Source organism: Paraliomyxa miuraensis (assembly GCF_026337845.1).
Lineage (GTDB): Bacteria > Myxococcota_A > Polyangia > Nannocystales > Nannocystaceae > Paraliomyxa > Paraliomyxa miuraensis.
Genome location: NZ_JAOVZF010000164.1, coordinates 143,628 through 162,109, shown reverse-complemented (window position 1 = coordinate 162,109; position 18,482 = coordinate 143,628). Strand labels below are relative to the sequence as shown.

The 18,482-nt window shown below is 69.3% G+C and carries 14 protein-coding genes and 1 tRNA gene; 6 read left to right on the top strand and 9 right to left on the bottom strand.

Annotated features, from left to right (window positions below):
• Positions 1–2: 2 nt before the first annotated feature.
• From OEB96_RS43865 to OEB96_RS43855, 3 genes are read right to left on the bottom strand one after another with little or no spacing between them, the layout of a single operon-like run.
• Positions 3–1,352, bottom strand: coding sequence for a tetratricopeptide repeat protein (locus OEB96_RS43865; RefSeq protein ID WP_266222961.1), 1,350 nt, complete (start codon positions 1,350–1,352; stop codon positions 3–5).
• Between the two features lie 55 nt (positions 1,353–1,407).
• Positions 1,408–2,079: a DUF7168 domain-containing protein gene (locus OEB96_RS43860; protein WP_266222960.1), complete on the bottom strand. Its 672-nt coding sequence runs from the start codon at positions 2,077–2,079 to the stop codon at positions 1,408–1,410.
• A 47-nt stretch (positions 2,080–2,126) separates the two neighbouring features.
• Positions 2,127–2,318, bottom strand: coding sequence for a hypothetical protein (locus OEB96_RS43855; RefSeq protein ID WP_266222959.1), 192 nt, complete (start codon positions 2,316–2,318; stop codon positions 2,127–2,129).
• Between the two features lie 219 nt (positions 2,319–2,537).
• Between OEB96_RS43855 and OEB96_RS43850 the strand changes: the two genes are divergently transcribed.
• The gene (locus tag OEB96_RS43850; RefSeq protein WP_266222958.1) at positions 2,538–4,094 is read left to right on the top strand and encodes a hypothetical protein; all 1,557 of its coding nucleotides are present in this window, start codon (positions 2,538–2,540) and stop codon (positions 4,092–4,094) included.
• 13 nt (positions 4,095–4,107) lie between these two features.
• Here OEB96_RS43850 and OEB96_RS43845 read toward each other — a convergent pair whose 3' ends face one another.
• From OEB96_RS43845 to OEB96_RS43825, 5 genes are read right to left on the bottom strand one after another with little or no spacing between them, the layout of a single operon-like run.
• A complete protein-coding gene (locus OEB96_RS43845; RefSeq protein WP_266222957.1) occupies positions 4,108–6,447 on the bottom strand; it encodes an OmpA family protein in 2,340 nt (779 codons plus the stop codon).
• Positions 6,444–7,577, bottom strand: coding sequence for a peptidoglycan-binding domain-containing protein (locus OEB96_RS43840; RefSeq protein ID WP_266222956.1), 1,134 nt, complete (start codon positions 7,575–7,577; stop codon positions 6,444–6,446). The genes OEB96_RS43845 and OEB96_RS43840 overlap by 4 nt, the downstream gene beginning before the upstream one ends.
• Complete coding sequence (locus OEB96_RS43835; RefSeq protein ID WP_266222955.1) at positions 7,574–8,380, bottom strand: hypothetical protein; 807 nt, start codon at positions 8,378–8,380, stop codon at positions 7,574–7,576. The genes OEB96_RS43840 and OEB96_RS43835 overlap by 4 nt, the downstream gene beginning before the upstream one ends.
• A 54-nt stretch (positions 8,381–8,434) precedes the next feature.
• Positions 8,435–9,010: a hypothetical protein gene (locus OEB96_RS43830; protein WP_266222954.1), complete on the bottom strand. Its 576-nt coding sequence runs from the start codon at positions 9,008–9,010 to the stop codon at positions 8,435–8,437.
• A 15-nt stretch (positions 9,011–9,025) separates the two neighbouring features.
• A complete protein-coding gene (locus OEB96_RS43825) occupies positions 9,026–12,409 on the bottom strand; it encodes a protein kinase domain-containing protein (RefSeq protein ID WP_266222953.1) in 3,384 nt (1,127 codons plus the stop codon).
• A gap of 353 nt (positions 12,410–12,762) precedes the next feature.
• Here OEB96_RS43825 and OEB96_RS43820 point away from each other — a divergent pair.
• The 5 genes from OEB96_RS43820 (at position 12,763) to OEB96_RS43800 (ending at position 17,729) form a co-directional block, all read left to right on the top strand.
• Positions 12,763–12,837, top strand: a tRNA-Gln gene (locus OEB96_RS43820).
• Positions 12,838–12,940: 103 nt separating this feature from the next.
• Positions 12,941–13,888, top strand: a complete 948-nt coding sequence (locus OEB96_RS43815; protein WP_266222952.1) for a ribose-phosphate pyrophosphokinase — start codon at positions 12,941–12,943, stop codon at positions 13,886–13,888.
• Positions 13,889–14,171: 283 nt separating this feature from the next.
• Positions 14,172–14,798: a 50S ribosomal protein L25 gene (locus OEB96_RS43810; RefSeq protein WP_266222951.1), complete on the top strand. Its 627-nt coding sequence runs from the start codon at positions 14,172–14,174 to the stop codon at positions 14,796–14,798.
• A gap of 60 nt (positions 14,799–14,858) precedes the next feature.
• Positions 14,859–15,479 (top strand): aminoacyl-tRNA hydrolase, encoded by a 621-nt coding sequence (gene pth, locus OEB96_RS43805; RefSeq protein WP_266222950.1) that lies wholly within the window; start codon positions 14,859–14,861, stop codon positions 15,477–15,479.
• Positions 15,480–15,521: 42 nt separating this feature from the next.
• Positions 15,522–17,729 (top strand): sodium-translocating pyrophosphatase, encoded by a 2,208-nt coding sequence (locus tag OEB96_RS43800; protein ID WP_266222949.1) that lies wholly within the window; start codon positions 15,522–15,524, stop codon positions 17,727–17,729.
• 112 nt (positions 17,730–17,841) lie between these two features.
• On the opposite strand, the gene OEB96_RS43795 is transcribed toward OEB96_RS43800, so the two are convergent.
• Positions 17,842–18,459, bottom strand: a complete 618-nt coding sequence (locus OEB96_RS43795) for a hypothetical protein (protein WP_266222948.1) — start codon at positions 18,457–18,459, stop codon at positions 17,842–17,844.
• Positions 18,460–18,482 lie beyond the last annotated feature (23 nt).

The window sequence follows — 18,482 nt, the reverse complement described above, 5'->3', positions numbered from 1 at the left end:
GCTCAGTGGATGGGTCGCGGTAGCGCAACCACGATGAACCCGGTTCCGTCCGAGCCGTCGTCGCAGCCCTCGGGCACGTCGTGGAACCACTCGATGAATGCGATGCCGGCGCGAGGATCGTGACCGGCCCGGGTGATGCCCTGGGCCTCGGTCTGCGGTATGGCCACGAGGGTCTTGCCGGCCTTCTCCACGCGTAGCTCGTCGTCGTCGATCACGAGCTCGAAGCCGGCCTTGGGGAGTGCGGCCCGAACGGCGGGACCCTCGTCGTCGTCGGGCTCGACCAGCTCGAGCCCCTCGGAGACCGAAAAGCCCATGTCGCGAAGGAAGCGATCCATGGTGTCGAGGCGCGCCTGCACGCGTGACTTGGCCTCGGGGCGCAGCCGCCGATCGGGGGCGTCGTCTTCGCACTCGGGCTCGGACTCGTCCCAGCCGACCAGCGGAAGCGTGAGGATCTCCTTGCCGGTGCTGGCGTCGAGGATCCGCAGATCCTCGACGAAGTTGCACGCACCCCACGAGTCCTCCACGCGCCGCGCGGCCACCAGCGACAGGTGCTCGGAGTAGGCGAGGGTGAGCTCGCGGACCTTCGCCGTGCCCGGCTTGGGGGCCCGCTTGCTTACCAGTGCCGGAACCTCGCGCAGCGACTCCAGCTCGGGATCCGACATCACCTTGTGGATCGTGTAGAGCGGCTTGCGCTCGAGCAGAGGAGCGAGGGCGGTGGTCGCCGGGCCGCGCTTGCCCTGCATGGCCAGCGCGCATGCGAGGTTGATCCAGGCCACGTCGAGGGAGGGATCGAGCCGAGCCGCGCGGGCAAAGCCCCGCGCGGAGCTCTCGAAGTCGTCCGCGACGTGGGGCTTCATCGCCGTTGCGTTCTCGAGCCGGGCCAGCAGCGAGCGGACCGAGAGCTCGGCGTGGTTGCTCTCGTCGACGCAGCTCATGCCGTCCGTGTAATCGAACGCCAGCGTGGGCTCGCCGCTGCCGTCGTGCCCCGGCGTCGTGCGGGTGACCTCTTCGGCCCGCATGCGGAGCGGGGCGCGGCGAGTGCCATCGGTGACCCAGATCTCGAAGTCGATCACGCGAAGCTCGAGCGACTTGGCGGCCGCGTCGGTGACCGCGATGCGCTCGGCCTCGGGGACCAGGCCGTTGAGGAGCTCGTTCGCTGCGGTGGGGACTGGGTCCGCGGGAGGCGCTGGCGGTGGGGTCGTTGGGGGTGCCGCCGGGGCCTGGCCGGGATCCGGGCTCGGGGCCGGCGCAGCGGGAGCCGGAGTGGGAGCGCTCGGGGCTTGCTCGGCGCTGGGCTGCGACGGCGTACACCCGAGGGCAAGTGCGAGGGAGACGACCAGCGAGCGGCGCATGGGGCGATGGTACGCGCGACGGGGGCCGGTTGATTCGCGGCCCGGGCACACCCGCTCAGGGCAGCTCCACGTCGTCGGCCGCCGCGCGACCGCGGGCCCACGCATGCGCGTCCACCGAGATGCCGCGCCCGCTGGAGAGACCCAGCCGCTCGCTCGCGAACCGCTGCAGCGCCTCTCGATGGGCCGCGCGCAGCGGCTCCACCTTCACCAGCGCGGTGGACGACAGCTCGTGCCGGGCCTCGTCGGATCCGTGTCGCAAGCGCTCGGCCACCGCGTCGACCACTCCGATGCGAAAGGCCTCGTGCCACTGCCGCGAGCGTCCTGCACCGTGGGTGGCCGAGAGCCACTCGATACGCTTGACCAGCCAGGTCCATAGCTCGATCACCGCGGCGCGATCCCGCAGCCGCCCCACGAGCACGATGGCTCGCTCCTGGCCTTGTTCGAGCGTATAGGCGATGCAGTCGTTGGCCTCGGCGAGCGTGGAGGCCAGCACCACCTTCCACTTGCGCAGCCGTCGGCTCACCTCGAGCGGTTCGTCGCGGGCGTCGACGATCGGATCGGGGTCCTCGTGTACCCGCTGCTCGGCGTCGAGCCACTCCTGCAGCCGGTGGGCCTCGATCAGCGCCTGGGCCCGGGCCGCGGCGAGGGCCGCCTCGTGCGGGTTTGGGGAGGTCGCCAGCGCGAGCAGCTTGCGCACGCGCGCGAGCGCTGGGGGTGGGGAGGTCATTGCACGACGTCGACCCGGCGTGTTGTCGGCCGACGAGGGCTGGCCGGTCAAGTCTCGGCGACCGAGCCGTCGGCGGCGACCGCCGTGGCCGTCTCGCCCTCGGCGAGGGCCTCGTGCTCTGCGGCCTCCGCGTTCGGGGTGGCCGAGGGAGAGCCGGTGTGAAAGAAGCTGTCGGCCTCGACCGAGAGCGAAAGGGCCATGGCGATGGCGAAGATCACGGTGGCGACGGGGGTGATCACGATGGGGGGAACCTCCGGTCGTCAGCATGGCCCGGCCTGGCCGGCGGTCTGACGGCGTACCGACGATTCGGACGCGGAAGTGGGTGATTTCGGACGCGGATGGGCGGCGCGTCGCCTCGGATTGGTGTCATCGTCGTGGTGTGCGAGGATCCGCGGCGCTTGTCTCGAGCGCCCAGGATGACGACCGCCGCACGTGGTCACCATTGGCGAGCACCGAGCATGGTGTTGCTCTGCCTTGCTGCGTGTGACGCCCGCTGCGCGGGACCTTCGGCCACCGCAGAGTCCTCACCGCCGGGCGAGCTCGCGGTGGAGGCGCCCGAGCCGGTGGTTGCGACGCCGGCTCGGCGGGTCCGGGTGACGGCCGACGACGTGAAGGTCATCGAGCACGGTGAGCTGCGGCTGGTGGACGCGCCGCCATTCGAGCCGCGCAAGCTCCCCAAGCCCAAGGTGTTGATGGAAGGCAAGCACCTGCGCTTGCCCGACGAGCCCTGGCCGCTCGCGCCCAACCGTGGCTTCGTACTGGTGCAGGATGGTCCCGACTACGACTCGCCCGTGCTCGAGGCACGGCTGCTCGATCTCGACACCGGCGAGGTGCTGGCCGTCTTGAAGCGGCTCCATCGCGGCAGCTACACCAAGCTCGGGGTTGCGTTCGGCCAGGCCGAGGTGGGCGGGGTGCTGCACGACGTCGTCGTGCACGCCTCCGACGGGCAGGTCGTGCTGCTATGGCCACACGAGCAGGCGAAGCCTCGCTGGTGGGTGGTCAATGCGGGCACGGGGCAGGCGTGGGTCTTCGAGCAGCAGCGGGAGGTCGGCGACGGTCAGGACGACGCGCACGAGGGCAAGGATCCGCCGTATCGCTTGGCCTACTGGCCGGATCTTCGCAAGCCGCCGCCGCCGCCCACCGAGCCGTTCTGGCACTGGCTCGACGATGGTCACCGTCCCGATACCGAGCGCTGGCTGGGCCCCACGTGGCTCGATCCCGCCGAGGCGCCGCTGTTCCTTCCGATCGAGTTCTCCGACGAGTGCAAGAAGGTGGAGCTGCGACCCGACGGCTATCGGTGCACCGCGCCGACCACCTGGGCGATGGCCGGAGGCTGGAGGGCGGTTCTCGACGAGGAGACCGAGCAGGTGGTGATGCAGAACACCACGCGCGGCGAGGAGCAGGTGCTCGAGCTCGGCAAGTCGTGCAAGGTGGAGGAGGTGGTGCTGGATCCACCGCGGGCACTGGTGCGGTGCGTTGGGTCGTGGGATCGGTATCTGTGGTCGCCGGAGTGGGTGGTGCGGGTGCCGGAGGAGGTGTTGCTGGGGTCGGATAGCTGGAGCCGCAATCGGCATGTTCGGGAAATCGAACGCCACTCGTTTCCCGAGGACGCTCCCATCGCCACGACATGGCTAGATGTCGTGGCGGCGAGAGCGTGGACGCAACAGCCAGTGTTCAACCGGACGCCCTATTCCATGGGCCAGTACGTGGTCTATACGGATCCCTCGAACGAGATGTTCGTCCTGGACTTGGGGGCGGGTCAGGCCCATCCGTTCAAAGGAACCACGGGGTGTGCAGACGTCACGAGCAGCGCAACCGCGTTGCCCTTGTTTGCCTTCGATTGTCGCGATGGCGCCGAGCGGCGGGTTTGGCTCGGAATCCTCGAGCTGGAGCACAATCTTACGTGGCGAGGTCCGAGTGTACGTGAATCGTGGTTGCGAACCGATCCACGTCAGCTCATCGGCACGATCTGCACCAAGACGGGCTGCCGGATCGTGGCGTGGGATCTGGAATGAGATCGAACAGTTGCTATTTCGAGCGACGCAGCTCCCACTCCAGGGATTGCTCCGTGATCACCGAAACCTCGACATCGACCCGTCGCTGCGCAGGATCGAATTCTTCGATCGAAGGTGGAGTCTTGCCACTCGGGCCACTCGGCTCTGGTTCTCCGTGCCCACTCCACGTGAGACGCTGAATGCTCCTCAACTTGTCGTACGGGAGACCAAATGTGAGTCTGTCGCCGAGGACGCCGTGTAGATAGTTGCGGATGCTGATTGCCCGATCCTTTGAGAGGTCCTTGTTGTATTCCACCGTCCCCGGCGGATCCGCATGCCCATCCACCGTGATCCTCGCCAGCGGATTCGCCAGCAGCGGCAGCTCGCAGGCCGCGAACGCATCGAGCGCTTCCTTGACGCTGAGCTTCCCTTCTTCGAGCATTCGCTCGCGTTCCTTCTCCGTCGGTACGGGTAGCCGCGCTCCATTGATCGGAAAGTGCACCGCCAGCGATGGCACGCGGTCGTTCCAGTACCCCGAGAACGCCTGCTCCTCGTCCGCCGTCTTCGGCTCGAGCGGGACCTGACTGCCCTGTCCATCGAGCAGCCAGGCGGCGCCCACCAGGCCCTGGAAGCCAGCCGAAGCCCCCATCGAGTCCTCGGCGAGGCTTCCGGAGAACCAGAACGAGACCGGCGGCTCCTCGCCCGTGCCATAGAGGCTGAGCATGCTCTTGCCAGCTCCCGCGCCGTCGCCCCCGCCGCCGATGTCGGCGCCTGCGAAGGCATGTCCCTCGCCATAGGTCGCCGTTCCCACCAGATCGTCCTTGGTGGGGGGACGGGTTGCCCATAGCTCGGTGGTGCCCCGGATCTCGAACGAACCGTCGGCGGTCCCGGCCGACTTGCCGAGCTGGATGCCGCCCAGCCCGATCTCGTACTCCGCCTCCCAGGGCTCGTCCCGGGGAGCGCCCTCCTCTGCTTGCTCCTCCCCCAGGTACCGCACGGTCATGTGACCCACGATGTACGACAGCGGCAGGTACTTCATGAACTTGCGGAGCCGGCCGAGCTTGCCCTGGAGCTTCTCCTTGATCTTCTCGATCAGCTCCTCCCCCAGCTCTTCCGCGGCAGAACCCTCGTCGAATTCGATGATCTGGAGCACCCGCAAGTCCACCTCGTAGCGAAACCGACGCCAGCCCCGGGGCGCGATGCCGAGGTACTTCTCGAGGTGCGAGTAGTTGCTCGGCTGGAAGCTGGCCTTGTCGACGGCTCGCTGCAGCGCCGTGCCCATAGACTGTTGCCCGTGGCCCTCGCTGGCGTCGAGCATCCAGCGATCGAGGAGCCGAAGCACCCGGGTCCGCAGGTGGGTCAGATCGTCGAGCCCGAGACCTCCACGCTCGATCGGCATGGTGTAGGCGTTCTCGAACACCCGATACACGATCCGGTCGATCGCCATGACGATGTTGTCCCGGGCGTGGGTGTCCTGCTGTCCACGACCGAGCCCGCGCTCGGCCATCAACAGCTCGCGAAGACCCAGCCGCTTGCCCTTGTCCTTGCTGGGCGCCGGCGCATAGCCCTGCTCGGGCATCACTCGCCGGCGTCGAGCAAGGAGCTCCTGCGCCAGCGGCCCGAGGTTGTTGCGCTGCTGCGGCGTCAGCGGAAACCAGTAGTGCGTGCGCACGTCGTAGGGCACCGAAGGCCGCGCGAGGTAGCGATCGAGGAGCACGGGCTGGCGCGAGCTCCGGATCGCCACGGTCTCGAGCGTGTCCGTGGCGGACTCCACCCCAAAGCGCGCGTCGGCCTGGAACCAACGGTCGACGAACCAGCCGAACCACGTCAGCACGAGCTCCTCTCCGTCACCACGTGGCGCGCAGAACCCGAGGTCGTAGGTGCCGTCGGTGGCGGCGGAGCCGGAGATCTTGCTCTCCCCCAGCCAGCGCGGCACCGCGAGCATGTACGTGCCCCCGACGTGATCACCGGCGAAGCGGAACGCGATCGGATCGAGCCTGCGCTTGGCGGGTCGACCCAGGAACCCGGCAATGCCCCAGTCGAACGGCAGCCGCTCCTCCGACTCGAGCGACGCGGTCTTGCGGTGATACATGAAGTCGTTGGTCACCAGCGTCAGCAGCCCCTCGAGGTGCCCCCCCACGTGGTTGATGAACAGCCGATAGCGACCCTTGCGCTCGAAGTAGGTCCCGGTGAGGTCGGGACGGATCCGCAGGTCGTGGTAGGGCTCGGGCGTGCGCCGATCGTTGCGAACCCGCTGCCGCGGATCGGCGGGCCCGCTGGGCGGGATCACGTTGCCACGCGCCAGGAACGGATCACCCGAGGGCGCCAGCGCGATGGGACCCCGACGGGGCTCCTCGAAGTAGGACTTGCTCATGACGCCTCCTGCGGCTGGCCGTCGCAGGCGAGCCGGTGCAGCTCGCAATAGGGCACATCGGAGAACAGCGGGTAGGTCTCACCATCGTGCACGGTCACCCGCAGCTCGTAGCGCTTGTCGCAGGGCAGGGCGAAGAACTGCAGCTCGAGCACCCCGGTGTCCACGGCGTCGTCGGGCAGGGTCAGGCGCGTCTCGAATTCGCCGTCCATCGATCGCAGCAGGTACACCTCCTTGGCGGCGGGCTCGTCGGGGAGCAGGTCGGTGACGATGGTGTAGGGCCCACGCACCCAGGCCCACGGCTCGAGCGGGACGTCGAAGACCTCGTAGCGCGCGACGGTCGAGCCGTACACCAGCTCGACCGTTGCCTCGTCGGCACCGAGCGCGGCACGAGGGACGACCAGCAGATCGACACCCGACCGCTCGCGGAGCTCGACCACCCCGGGCAGGGTGGGATCGAGGCCCGAGCCGTCGAGCCAGCGGATGTCGAGCGCGTCGACGTCCTCCTGCCCGAGCCCGTGCTTGAGCAGCCACTTGTTCCACTCCATGCGCATGACCTCGAAGAGGGCTCCCAGGGTCTGCGGTCCGCAGATCCCATCCACGTCGATCGCTCGCCCGAACGTGTCGTCGTACTCCTGCTGAAAGGCCGCGATGGCTCGCTCGGTGGAGGGCCCGCGGGTCTCGTCGACCACGTCGATGGCGCAGCTCCAGCCGAGCATCGCGTTGAGGTACTGAAGGTAGGCCTTGACGTCGGCGAGCGTCCCGTGGGTCTGCGCCAGCTCGACCCACGCCGCGGCGTCGCTTTCCACCACGCACCTCAGGGCCTCCGCACGGGCGCGTCCCAGGGCTCGCGCCTCCGCGGGGGCGACGTGCCCCACCACGAGCAGCAGCGCATCACCGGCGGACCGCGCGGCGTGGATGCCCGCCAGGATGTACGAGATGGGGTGGACGTCGTCCGTCCATGGTGCGGGCACGAGCAGGCCCGAGCGTGGCGCCGCGCGGAACGGAGCACGCCTGGGCCTGCGCACCACGGGGCGCGTGACCACGATGCGATGGTGCATCGCGCGCTCGATCTGCATGGGGACGACATGGCCACGCAGCGTGACCTCCACGGGGTGCTCTCGCGTCGTCATGGGCGGCTTGCCTCTGGTCGAAGCTCCAGTAGCTCGAGCAACACCGGACCCTCGCCGGTGAGCGCTCGCTGCCAGCGAGGTCCGAGCTCGCCGGTGGCGAGGCTCTCGCCATCGGCGCTCGTGAGCGCGAAGCGGGCGTGCATGGGGTCGCCGCGCTCGTCCACCAGCTCGAGCGACACCACGGATGCACCGGGTTTGGGGTCGTCGCCGCGGCTCGGCATGGGTGGTCGCGACGATCCATCGTCCCAGCGAAGATCCAGCACCGCCAGCCAGCCATCGGCGCCCTCGCGCAGCTCCGTACGCCGGTGCGCGCGCTCGTCGAGCTCGCCATCCTCCGCGGTGCCATCGAGCGCGAGGCGAAAGCGACCCTGCGCCGGCACGCCGCGCTCGTCGACGACCACGAACCAGATCCACGTCGTGGCGGCTGGTCGTGGCGGAGGCTCGGGTGGGCCTGCGGGCCGCAGCGGGTCGACGACCTCCCAGCCACCCACCTCCCGCAGATCGGTCACTCGAGCGGCGTCGAGCAGCCGGGGCGTCGATGGCAGGGTGATCGCGACCAGACGACCCGTGCCGAGGGCATGGGCAACCACGTCGACTGCCTCGCGAACGCTCTGCACCATGGTGCCGCAGAGTTCCTTGGCGAGCCGCTCTAGCTCGTGCTCGAGGCCCACGTTGCCGTCCTCGAGCCCCTCGAGGAGCAGCCGGCGTGCCGCGTTTTCGTCGAGGCGCTCGTGGACGGCCGATCTCGGCACCACCAGTGGCAGCGCTCCGGTCGGGTCGCGAGGGACGCTCCGGCTCGTCACGGGCCCTCGAGCTTCGCATGACGCCGCGAGCCGAGGAAGCCCAGATGCAATGGACTACGCGGGCTTCCAGCAGTCCTTGTCCCAGCGCGGAAAGTTCACGAGGCAGGTGCCGGCGTCGGCGATGCCCGTGAGCAGTGCCACTCCGCGCTGGTCGAGCCGACCCTCGCGGATGCTGCCCCCGGGCAGCTCCACCCGAAAGGGCTCGCCGGGTACGGGCTCGCCGCTGGCGTCCACCAGGCGCAGCTCGAGCGTGTGCGTGGGCCGGACCTCGGGCTCGTCGTCCCCCGCGAGCTCCTCGACCCGCTCCGGCGGGGGCTCGTAGACGGTCCCCATCAGCCGTCGATCGGGCACGTGGGGCACGAGCACCACCGCCCCCGCCGACAACGCGTCCCTCGCTCGTGCTCGTAGCTCCGGGAACGGCAGGCCAACCGCCTCGTCGGGGCGAAGCATCCCCATTCCCAGCAGCGCCCGCGTCAGCGCGTCACGATTGCGCTCGTCGTCGAGCACGCTCGAGACGCTGCGCGTGTGGTCCATGGCCTCGCGGATCGAGCGATGGAGCCCCGAGACCGACGCCCCCCCGCTTCGCAGCTCGAAGGGGCTTCCCTGGGCATCGTAGACGATCTCGGCCATGGTGATCCCCGAAGCTCAGTCCTTGCGTCGCCGGTCGGCATCACGGGCCGATGGTGCCTCGGGCCCGTCGTCCACCGCCTGCCGCTCGCTGGTGACCCGCCGGAACGAGGACGTGAGCGGCCGATTGAAGGGCCCCGATTGGTCGCGCATCCGCACCGACGAGGGATAGTCGAACATGCCGGAGTGCTCGGTGGGCCCGGCGCTGAGCGGCGGCGGCTCCTTTTGGGTGAGCATGTTGATGGCTCGCTCGGCGTGCTCGATGCCAGTCTGCCACTGGATGCCCTGGGCCAGGCGCAAGGCTTCCTCGGCGTAGCGCAGGGCCTCGGCCAGGCGCCCGCGCGAGGCGCGAGCGCGGGCACGCTCCATGAGCAGCTCGGTGGTGGTGAGCCGATCGCCGAAGTGCCGCGCCTCGTTGAGGGCCCGCGCCAGGTGCTGCTCGGCCAGCGCGAGCTGATCGAGGTCGCGCAGCACCCAGGCCATCTGCCCGTGGCACCGCATCAGCCCCAGGTGGTTCCCGGCGCGCTCGGCCTGGAACAGCGCGTGCTCGCACCAGGTGCGCGACTCCTGCAGCTCATCGTCGGCGCGGTACATCTCGCACACGCGCAGCAAGTAGGCCCACAGATCGAGATCGGCCGTGGTGCGCGGGCCCTCGCCCAGGGTGAACACGTCCAGGCCCTCGCGCAGCTCCCGAATGGCACGCTTGCGGTCGCCCTTGCCCGCATGGACCTTGGCGATCTCCTTGGTGATCTGCACCATGATTGCGCGGTCGTCGGCCTGCATGGCGGGGCCGAGCGCCTTGTGCAGGGCCTCGAGCGCCTCGTCCCACTTCTCGAGCCGCAATAGCTGCACCCCCAGCGAGCAGCGCACCGCCGCTTCCTCGCCCGGCGTGGTGGCGCGATCGATCTCCCCGCGCAGCAGCTCCACCGCGCGGGTGGAGGCCTCGGGGCTGCGCATGACTCGGGTGGCGTGCCGGGCCACCTCGGCCTGGAGCGAGCGGCTGGTGCCGCCGGTGAGCACGGCGGACAGGCGCAGCGCCGCATTGAGGAAGTCGGCGGCGGTGGGATCGTCGAAGCTGCGCTCGGCGAGGAGCGCGGCCTGGACCAGGACCTCGGGGGCACGTGGATCCCGGGCCCGCACCAGGTGCACGGCGCGGGTCACCGTCGACAGCCGCGCCACCCGAGACACGTCGGCCGCCACCCCGTGCAGCTGCTCGCGCCGGCGTGAGTCGATTGCGGCGTAGATCGAGTCATGGAGCGTGCGGTGGGCGAAGCCTCGCTCCTTGGAGGAGAACGCCACCACCAAGCCCTCGCCGTGGGCCTGATCGAGGGCATGCTTGAGGTCCTCGGGCTTCCACGGGATGGGGGCCGGGTCTCGGCGTGCGAGGTCGATCAGATCGCCCTGAGGAAAGCGATCACCGAGCACGGCGGCCAGCTCGAGCAGGCGCTTGACCGCGGGCGGCTGTGCGTCGACCCGGATGCGCAGCAGGTCGGTGTCCTTGGCGGGCGCCGGCGCCGTCTTGCCGCGGATGGCCAGTCGTATGCACTGCTCGAGCCGCAGCGGCGACATGGGAATCGCCTGCATGATGTCGGCGGGCGGCAGCGGCAGGCCGGTGCGCTGCGCTGCGAGCTCGCGCCAGGCCTCGACGACCGCCTCCTCGTCGAGCGGCTCGAGCACCTCGGCGGCGCCGTCCAGCCAGTCGAGGGACGACTCCTTGCTCGTGACCAGGCACAGCACGGGTAGATCGGTGCGGCGGCGAGACAGGCGGCGAAGCACCTCGCGCGAGGCGTTGTCGTAGCCGTCGATGTCCTCGAACACCAGCAGCAGCGGCTGGCCGCGACCACCGGCCAGCATCGCCTGCGTGGCCGAGGCAAAGCACTCCCGACGTCGTACCGCGTGCTCGAGATCGTGGGCGGGGCCCTGCAGCCGGAACAGCTCCGCGAGCCCCGGCAGCTCCTCGAAGCCCAGGCCCACCAGGTTGGCGGCGCGAAACAGATCCTGGGTGCTGCACGTGGCCGGGTCGAGCTCGAGCACCTGGGCCACCATCGTGAGCACGGGAAACAGCGGGGTGCGAGCGCCGCTGGGATCGGTGCTGACGTAGTAGACGCGCCAGCCCGCCGGCTCGGCAAGGTCGGCGATCTCGTCCACGAGCCGGGTCTTGCCCATGCCGCGATCCCCCACCAGCACGCGCATCCTGAGCCCGGGGATCGGGCGCCCCAGGAGCGCCTGGGCGGCCTGGAGCTGACGGTCGCGCCCGACCAGCGGGACGGGGCCGCCCAGGTCGGTGTCCAGCACCGCCAGCTGCGTCTGGCTCGTGCGGCGCTGGAGCGAGGGCGAGGGCTCGGCCGACGGCGCCGGGGCTCCGCAGCTGGGGCAGAAGCGATGCTCGATCTTGAGGTTGGCGCCGCACGTGTTGCAGCGGATGGTGGCGGCCACCCGCGGCGCGCTGCTGGCCGCGATGACCTCCTCGCGGAACTCCATCGCCGACGCGTGGCGATGGGCGGGATCCTTGGACATCGCGCGCAGGCACACCGCCTCGAGCGGATCGGGGGCCGTGCCGCGCAGGCGGCTGGGCGGGACCGGAGCGTCGTGCAGGTGCTTGTGCAGGATCTCCACCGCCGACTCGCTCTCGAACGGCGGACGCCCGGCGAGCATCTGATAGAGGATCACGCCCACCGAGTAGAGATCGGAGCGCGCGTCGAGCTTGTGGCCGCGGCACTGCTCGGGCGACATGTACTCGGGCGTGCCGCAGACCATGCCGGCCGAGGTCAGCCCCGGCCCCACCGGGTTGTCCATCAGCTTGGCGATGCCGAAGTCGAGCACCTTGGCCAGCTCGCCGTGCGTGCGCAGCTGCTGCACGAGGATGTTCTCGGGCTTGAGGTCGCGGTGCAGGATGCCCAGGCCGTGCGCTTCGGTGAGCGCCGCGAGCACCTGCAGCGTGAGATCCACGATGCGCTCGCGCACCAGCGGGTACTGCTCGGTGATGATGCGCTCGAGCGTGACCCCCTTGATGAACTCCATCACGATGAAGGTCACGCCCTCGGCCGTGCGGCCGTAGTCGACGACGGAGACGACGTTGGGGTGGTTCAGGCTGGCGCAGTTGTGGGCCTCGGCGGCGAAGCGAGCGTGGCTCTGCTCGTCGTGCATGAGGTGCGGCGCCAGGATCTTGACGGCAAAGGGCTTGTCGAGCGTGACCTGCTTGGCCTCGTACACACGGCCCATCGCGCCCTCGCCGATCAATCGCTCCACCTTGTACTTGCCGGCGATCTCCAGGCCGAGGTACGGGTCGCCGCTCACTGCGGCCACGTTGCGGACGTCGGCGCCGCAGGTCGCACAATAGACGGCGTCGGCCCGACAGCGGGCCTGGCACGAAGGGCAGATCTTGTTGGGTGCGCCGATCACGACGAAGGAGAGGTCCCGGCCATCGTTCCCTTGATTGTCCGTCCGAGCGCCACGGAACTCCAAGCAAGTGAGGGAAAAAAGCGGAGGCTGCGCCCCGTGAGGGTGAGCCTGATGCGATCCAGCGTACACTTCGGGTCCCGTCGCGCGCGTTCGGCCGGCTTGGCGCGGGTCTGGTGGGGCGCAAGCGCGGGGTCGAGGCCCTTTGGGGCCACCGGGTCGCCCTCCCCGCCGCGCGCTGCCCTCGCGCGGCCACGCGCCGTCGTCGGGTGCCCTCACATTGACAGCGACCGGGCCCCATTCCTATAACGCCGCGCTCGACGGGCCCGTGGCCGCCGTTCTTCACCCTCCTCCGATGGGGCGTCGGCAAGTGGTAAGCCATCGGTTTTTGGTACCGACATTCGTAGGTTCGAATCCTACCGCCCCAACCAAGCACTCCTCGCTCGCCTCGCCGTCCGTCGCTCCCCCCGAACCCCTCTCGACCTCGGCCTCGAAACCAGCCTCGAAACCACCCTCGAATTGGGCTCGCGACCCGTGCACAAGACGCTGACCATCTTCGGGGGCAACTCGTGCCCCAACCTCACCCGGGACGTCGCGCACTACCTCGGCATCCCGGTGGGAGCCGCGCGTGTCGAGCGGTTCTCCGACGGCGAGATCTTCGTGGAGATCGGGGAGAACGTCCGCGGGGTGAACTGCTTCATCGTGCAGTCCACGTGCTCGCCGCCCAACCGCAACCTGATGGAGCTGCTCATCATGATCGACGCGCTCAAGCGGGCGAGCGCGGGCAGCATCGTGGCGATCATGCCGTACTTCGGCTACGCGCGGCAGGACCGCAAGGTCAAGCCGCGCACGCCGATCTCGGCCAAGCTGGTGGCCGACCTGCTCACCGCGGCGGGAGCCACCCGGGTGCTGTCGGTCGAGCTGCACGCGGGCCAGATCCAGGGCTTCTTCAACATCCCGTTCGATCACCTGCTGGCCACCCCGGTGCTGCGCGAGAAGCTCGAGCGCGAGGGCTTCGGGGGCGAGGACACGGTGGTGGTGTCGCCCGACGCGGGCGGCGTGGAGCGGGCCCGGGCCTACTCCAAGCACCTCGAGTGCGGCCTGGCCATCATCGACAAGCGACGCGACCGGCCCAACGTCAGCCAGGTGCACCACCTCATCGGCGACGTGGCCGGCAAGCGGGCGATCCTCATCGACGACATGATCGACACCGCGGGCACCCTGTGCAATGCGGCGATCGCGGTCAAGGAGCACGGCGCGACCGCCGTCTATGCCCTGGCCACCCATGGCGTGTTCTCGGGTCCGGCGATGGACCGGCTCAACAAGTCGGTGCTCGAGAAGGTCTGGGTCACCGACACGATCCCGCAAGAGGACCGCGTCGAGCGCTGCGACCGGCTCGAGGTGCTGGGCCTGGGCCGCTTGCTCGGCGAGGCGATCAAGCGCATCCACCACGGCGACTCGATTAGCAGCCTCTTTCACTAGCCATGCCCCCCGCGCTCACCGATAGGCAAGCAGCCAGCCAGCTTGCCCCCCACAGGGGGGCTTCGTTGGTGGGCAGTGGGGCGCTCTACACTGCTCGCCCCGCAACCGCTTCGGGCTGGCGGTGCAGCCAGCTTGCCCTCCAGAGGGGGGCCTAGTTGCCGCCAGAACGGACCGACGGCTTCCTCGAGCACTTCACACACGAAATTTCCCGGGCCCTCGGCGGCGAGCCCCCATGGTGGAGGCTCCTATCCGAGGCCCACCAAGCAAGAAGACAGCAAGACAAATGAGCGAGTACGGACGAATCTCCGCCAAGGTGCGGACCGGACACGGCAAGGGCGTGGCACGCCAGCTTCGCCGCCAGGGCCAGGTGCCCGCCGTGATGTACGGGCAGGGTGGCGACAACCTGTCGCTGACCATCGATCCCCACCTGTTCCAGAAGGCCACCGACCCCGCCCGCAACCTCAACACCGTGTTCCACGTGGAGGTCGAGCAAGAGGGCGGGGCGCAGACGGTGCCCTGCATGGTGGTCGACCTGCAGCGCGACGCGGTGCGCGACCACGTGCTGCACGTGGACTTCCTGCGCGTCGACCTCGAAGTACCGGTCGAGCGCAAGATCCCGGTCACCTACCACGGCCGCGCCGCGGGCGTGATGAAGGGCGGCAAGCTCAAGACCTACCGCCGCCTGGTCAACGTGTCGGCCAAGCCGCTCGACCTGCCCGAGGAGCTCGCGATCGACCTGTCGCCGCTCGACGCGGGGCAGACCATGCGCATCAAGGACGTGTCGCTGCCCAACACCACCTTCCTCGAGAACCCCGAGGCTCCGCTTGCCCTCGTCGAGGCCCCCAAGGCCAAGAAGGAAGAGGAAGCAGCCCCCGCCAAGGGCGGCGGGGGGAAGAAGGGCAAGAAGTAGCCCTCATCGTGGTCGGGTCCGGCCCCCGAGGGGGGTCGGGCACGGCCTTGGGCCGTGGCCATGGAGGATCGATCCCCCTGGCTGCTCGTGGGTCTGGGCAATCCCGGCCGCGAGTATGCGCACAACCGGCACAACGTGGGGTTCATGGTGGTCGAGCGCTGGCTCGACGATCACCTCCCCCCGGGGTCGAGCGCGCCATGGCGTGAGAAGTTCCACGCCCGAACCGCCACCGCCAGTGTGGCCGGCCAGCGGGTGGTGGTGCTTCAGCCCCAGACCTTCATGAACCGCAGCGGAAAGAGCGTGGTCGCCGCTACGCAGTTCCATCGGGTACCCCCGGGGCAGGTGCTCGTCGTGCACGACGAGCTGGACTTCCCGCCCGGTCGCCTTGCGATCAAGCTGGGCGGGGGTCATGGGGGCCACAACGGCCTTCGCGACATCATCGCACAGTCGGGGAATTCCGAATTCGTGCGCATTCGCGTGGGCATTGGCCGTCCCCTCCGGGGCGGCGACGTGAGCCGCTGGGTGCTCACCGACTTCGACCCGCACGACACGGCAATGTTGCCCGACGTCGTGGACCGCGCTGCCCGGGCCGCCACCGCCGTCATCCGCGACGGCGTGCGGTCGGCCATGAACGCCTTCAATCAATCTTCTCCCCCGAGCGGTCCTGCTGCCATCCCGTAGAGGTTCTGGTATGTAGCCGCTCGCCGAAAGGAAACGCTCTTCGTGGACAGTCAGACGCTTCTCCTCCTCGCACCCATCGCTGGTGTCGTCGCGTTGGCCTACGCGTTCGTCACCGCGGGTTGGATCGGCAAGCAGGATGCCGGCAACACCGAGATGAAGACCATCGCCGCCAAGATCCAGGAGGGCGCCATGGCCTTCCTCGCGGCGGAGTACAAGGTGCTCGGTCTCTTCGTGCTCGTGGTCGCGGGTGTGCTCGTGGGCCTCAACGTCTCCACCGGAAAGGGATCGCCGCTCATCGGCTTGGCCTTCGTGGTGGGCGCGCTGTGCTCGGCCCTCGCCGGCTTCGCTGGCATGAAGGTGGCCACCCAGGCCAACGTGCGCACCGCTGCCGCCGCTCGGACCGGCCTGCCCCCGGCGCTCACCGTGGCCTTTCGCGGCGGCGCCGTGATGGGCATGAGCGTGGTGGGCCTCGCCCTGCTCGGCCTGGGCGTGCTCTTCTTCGTGTTCAACGGCCAGTTCGGCGCGTTCGAAAACGTCGAGGGCCAGGCCCGCAGCAGCGGTGGAGCCCTCTACGACGTGGTGAACCTGCTCGCCGGCTTCTCCATGGGTGGTTCCTCGATCGCGCTGTTCGCTCGCGTGGGCGGCGGCATCTACACCAAGGCGGCCGACGTGGGCGCCGATCTGGTGGGCAAGGTCGAGGCGGGCATCCCCGAGGATCACCCGCTGAACCCCGCCACCATCGCCGACAACGTGGGCGACAACGTGGGTGACGTGGCCGGCATGGGTGCCGACCTGTTCGAGTCCTACGTGGCCTCGATCGTCGGAGCCATGATGCTCGGCGCGGTCGCGGCGGGCGGTCGTCTCGAGCTGGTGCTGCTGCCGCTGGTCATTGCCGCGGTCGGCATCATCATCTCGGTGATCGCGACCTTCTTCGTCAAGACCAAGGAAGGCGGCAACCCGCAGCACGCGCTCGACGGCGGCTCGTTCGGTGCCGCCGGCGTGATGCTGGTCCTGTCGTACTTCATCATCGACTACTTCCTGGGCATGGCGAAGACGGGGGGGCACCCGGTCGCGCTCGATCTCGAGGGCGGCAAGAAGACGCTCGAGACGCTCGACCTGCTCATCGCCATGGCCGGTGGTCTGGGGGCTGGCGTCGCCATCGGCCTCATCACCGGCTACTACTGCTCCAAGTACAAGCCCCCGGTGACCAGCATCGTCGAGCAGTCGATGACCGGGCCGGCGACCAACATCATCGCGGGCATCGGGGTGGGCTTCCGCTCCACTGCTCTGCCGATCGTCATCATCTGCGCAGCGATCTTCCTGGCCAACCAGTACGCGGGCCTCTACGGCGTGGCGCTGGCGGGCCTGGGCATGCTGTCCACCACGGGCATCCAGCTCGCGGTCGACGCCTACGGTCCGATCTCCGACAACGCGGGCGGCATCGCCGAGATGGCGAGCCTGCCTCCCGAGGTCCGGCATCGCACCGACAACCTCGACGCGGTGGGCAACACCACCGCGGCCATCGGCAAGGGCTTCGCGATCGGCTCCGCCGCCCTGGCGGCGCTGTCGCTGTTCGCGGCCTACCGGTCGACGATCAACATGCCGATGTACCTCACCGACCCGCCGGTCCTCATCGGCCTGCTGGTGGGTGGCATGCTGCCGTTCCTGTTCTCGGCCATGGCCATGAAGGCCGTGGGTGACGCCGCGATGGACATGATCCAGGAGGTACGTCGTCAGTTCCGCGAGATCAAGGCTCTGCGCCCTGCGCTCGAGCTGGTCAAGGCAGCCGAGGACGAGGAGCGCGCGCTGACCGACGAGGAGAAGGAGACCGTGCTCGAGGCGGCCAAGGAGACCGATGTCGCTCGCTGCGTGGCGATCTCCACCCAGGCCTCGATCAAGCGCATGATGGCCCCCGGTCTGCTCGCGCTGGCCGCTCCCGTCATCATGGGCTTTTGGTCGCCCAAGGCCCTGGGTGGCCTGCTCGCCGGCACCCTGGTGGCCGGCGTGATGCTCGCCCTGTTCATGTCCAACGCCGGTGGTGCGTGGGACAACGCCAAGAAGCAGGTCGAGGAGCAGAAGAAGGACTTCGACGCCAAGGTCAACACCGGCAAGGGCTCCGAGCGCCACAAGGCCGCCGTCATCGGCGACACCGTGGGCGACCCCTTCAAGGACACCGCCGGCCCGTCGCTCAACATCCTCATCAAGGTGATGACGATCGTGGCGGTGGTGATCGCTCCGTTCATCATCTGAGCCAGGCGGGTGCGGGAGCACCCGGCGTCGCCGGCCCGCACGGGCACGGTGGAACACGAAGAGGGGCCCTTGGGCCCCTCTTTTTCGCGTCTGGACGCTCGACGGGGGCGGCTCAGATGCAGATCGAGATCGGCCCCAGATCGTCGCTCTCGTTGATGCAGATCATCCCGCCCGGGCAGGTCAGGCCGCCCTCGCAGCCCAGCGCGCACACGCTGTCGCCGCCCACGCTCAGGCAGATCGGCATGTTCGTGCCGCCCGGCGATGCACCGCAGCTGCCCGGGTTGCCCGGTGGGTTGCAGACGTTGGTGCACACCCCGTCGTTGCCGGCGTCGGTGCTCAGGCACACCAGCCCTGCATCGCACGCGATCGAGTTGGGAATGCAGTGCGCCCACCAGCCGCTGGCGGGCTGCATGCCGGTGCCGCCATCATCCATGCCGAAGGTTCCGCCCTGCGAGTCGTTGGTGGGATCGCCGTCGTCGGTGCTGCCCATCGGCATGCCGCTGGTGCTCGGATCGGCCGTGGTCATCGGCCCCATCGAGCCGCCGCCGCTCCCGTCGGCGCTGCCGGTCGTGCTCTCGGTGGCTGCTCCCGAGCCGCCTTCCTCCTGATCACCGCTCTCGCCGGGCAGCATCCATGGGCCGGGGCCGAAGCTGGTGCTGCCGGGCGGGTCGCCCTGGGCGCAGCCGAGCAAGAGGCCGAGGCACATCCATCCCCAGGTTCGTCCTCGCATGCAGTCCACCACGAGGGCAGGGT

What these genes read in the sequence shown, in the direction of transcription:
- pth (WP_266222950.1), top strand. Translation starts at nt 14,859, where the DNA reads ATGGAGGATCGATCCCCCTGGCTGCTCGTGGGTCTGGGCAATCCCGGC.
- OEB96_RS43845 (WP_266222957.1), bottom strand. Translation starts at nt 6,447, where the DNA reads ATGAGCAAGTCCTACTTCGAGGAGCCCCGTCGGGGTCCCATCGCGCTG.
- OEB96_RS43810 (WP_266222951.1), top strand. Translation starts at nt 14,172, where the DNA reads ATGAGCGAGTACGGACGAATCTCCGCCAAGGTGCGGACCGGACACGGC.
- OEB96_RS43840 (WP_266222956.1), bottom strand. Translation starts at nt 7,577, where the DNA reads ATGACGACGCGAGAGCACCCCGTGGAGGTCACGCTGCGTGGCCATGTC.
- OEB96_RS43850 (WP_266222958.1), top strand. Translation starts at nt 2,538, where the DNA reads ATGGTGTTGCTCTGCCTTGCTGCGTGTGACGCCCGCTGCGCGGGACCT.
- OEB96_RS43860 (WP_266222960.1), bottom strand. Translation starts at nt 2,079, where the DNA reads ATGACCTCCCCACCCCCAGCGCTCGCGCGCGTGCGCAAGCTGCTCGCG.
- OEB96_RS43830 (WP_266222954.1), bottom strand. Translation starts at nt 9,010, where the DNA reads ATGGCCGAGATCGTCTACGATGCCCAGGGAAGCCCCTTCGAGCTGCGA.
- OEB96_RS43865 (WP_266222961.1), bottom strand. Translation starts at nt 1,352, where the DNA reads ATGCGCCGCTCGCTGGTCGTCTCCCTCGCACTTGCCCTCGGGTGTACG.
- OEB96_RS43795 (WP_266222948.1), bottom strand. Translation starts at nt 18,459, where the DNA reads ATGCGAGGACGAACCTGGGGATGGATGTGCCTCGGCCTCTTGCTCGGC.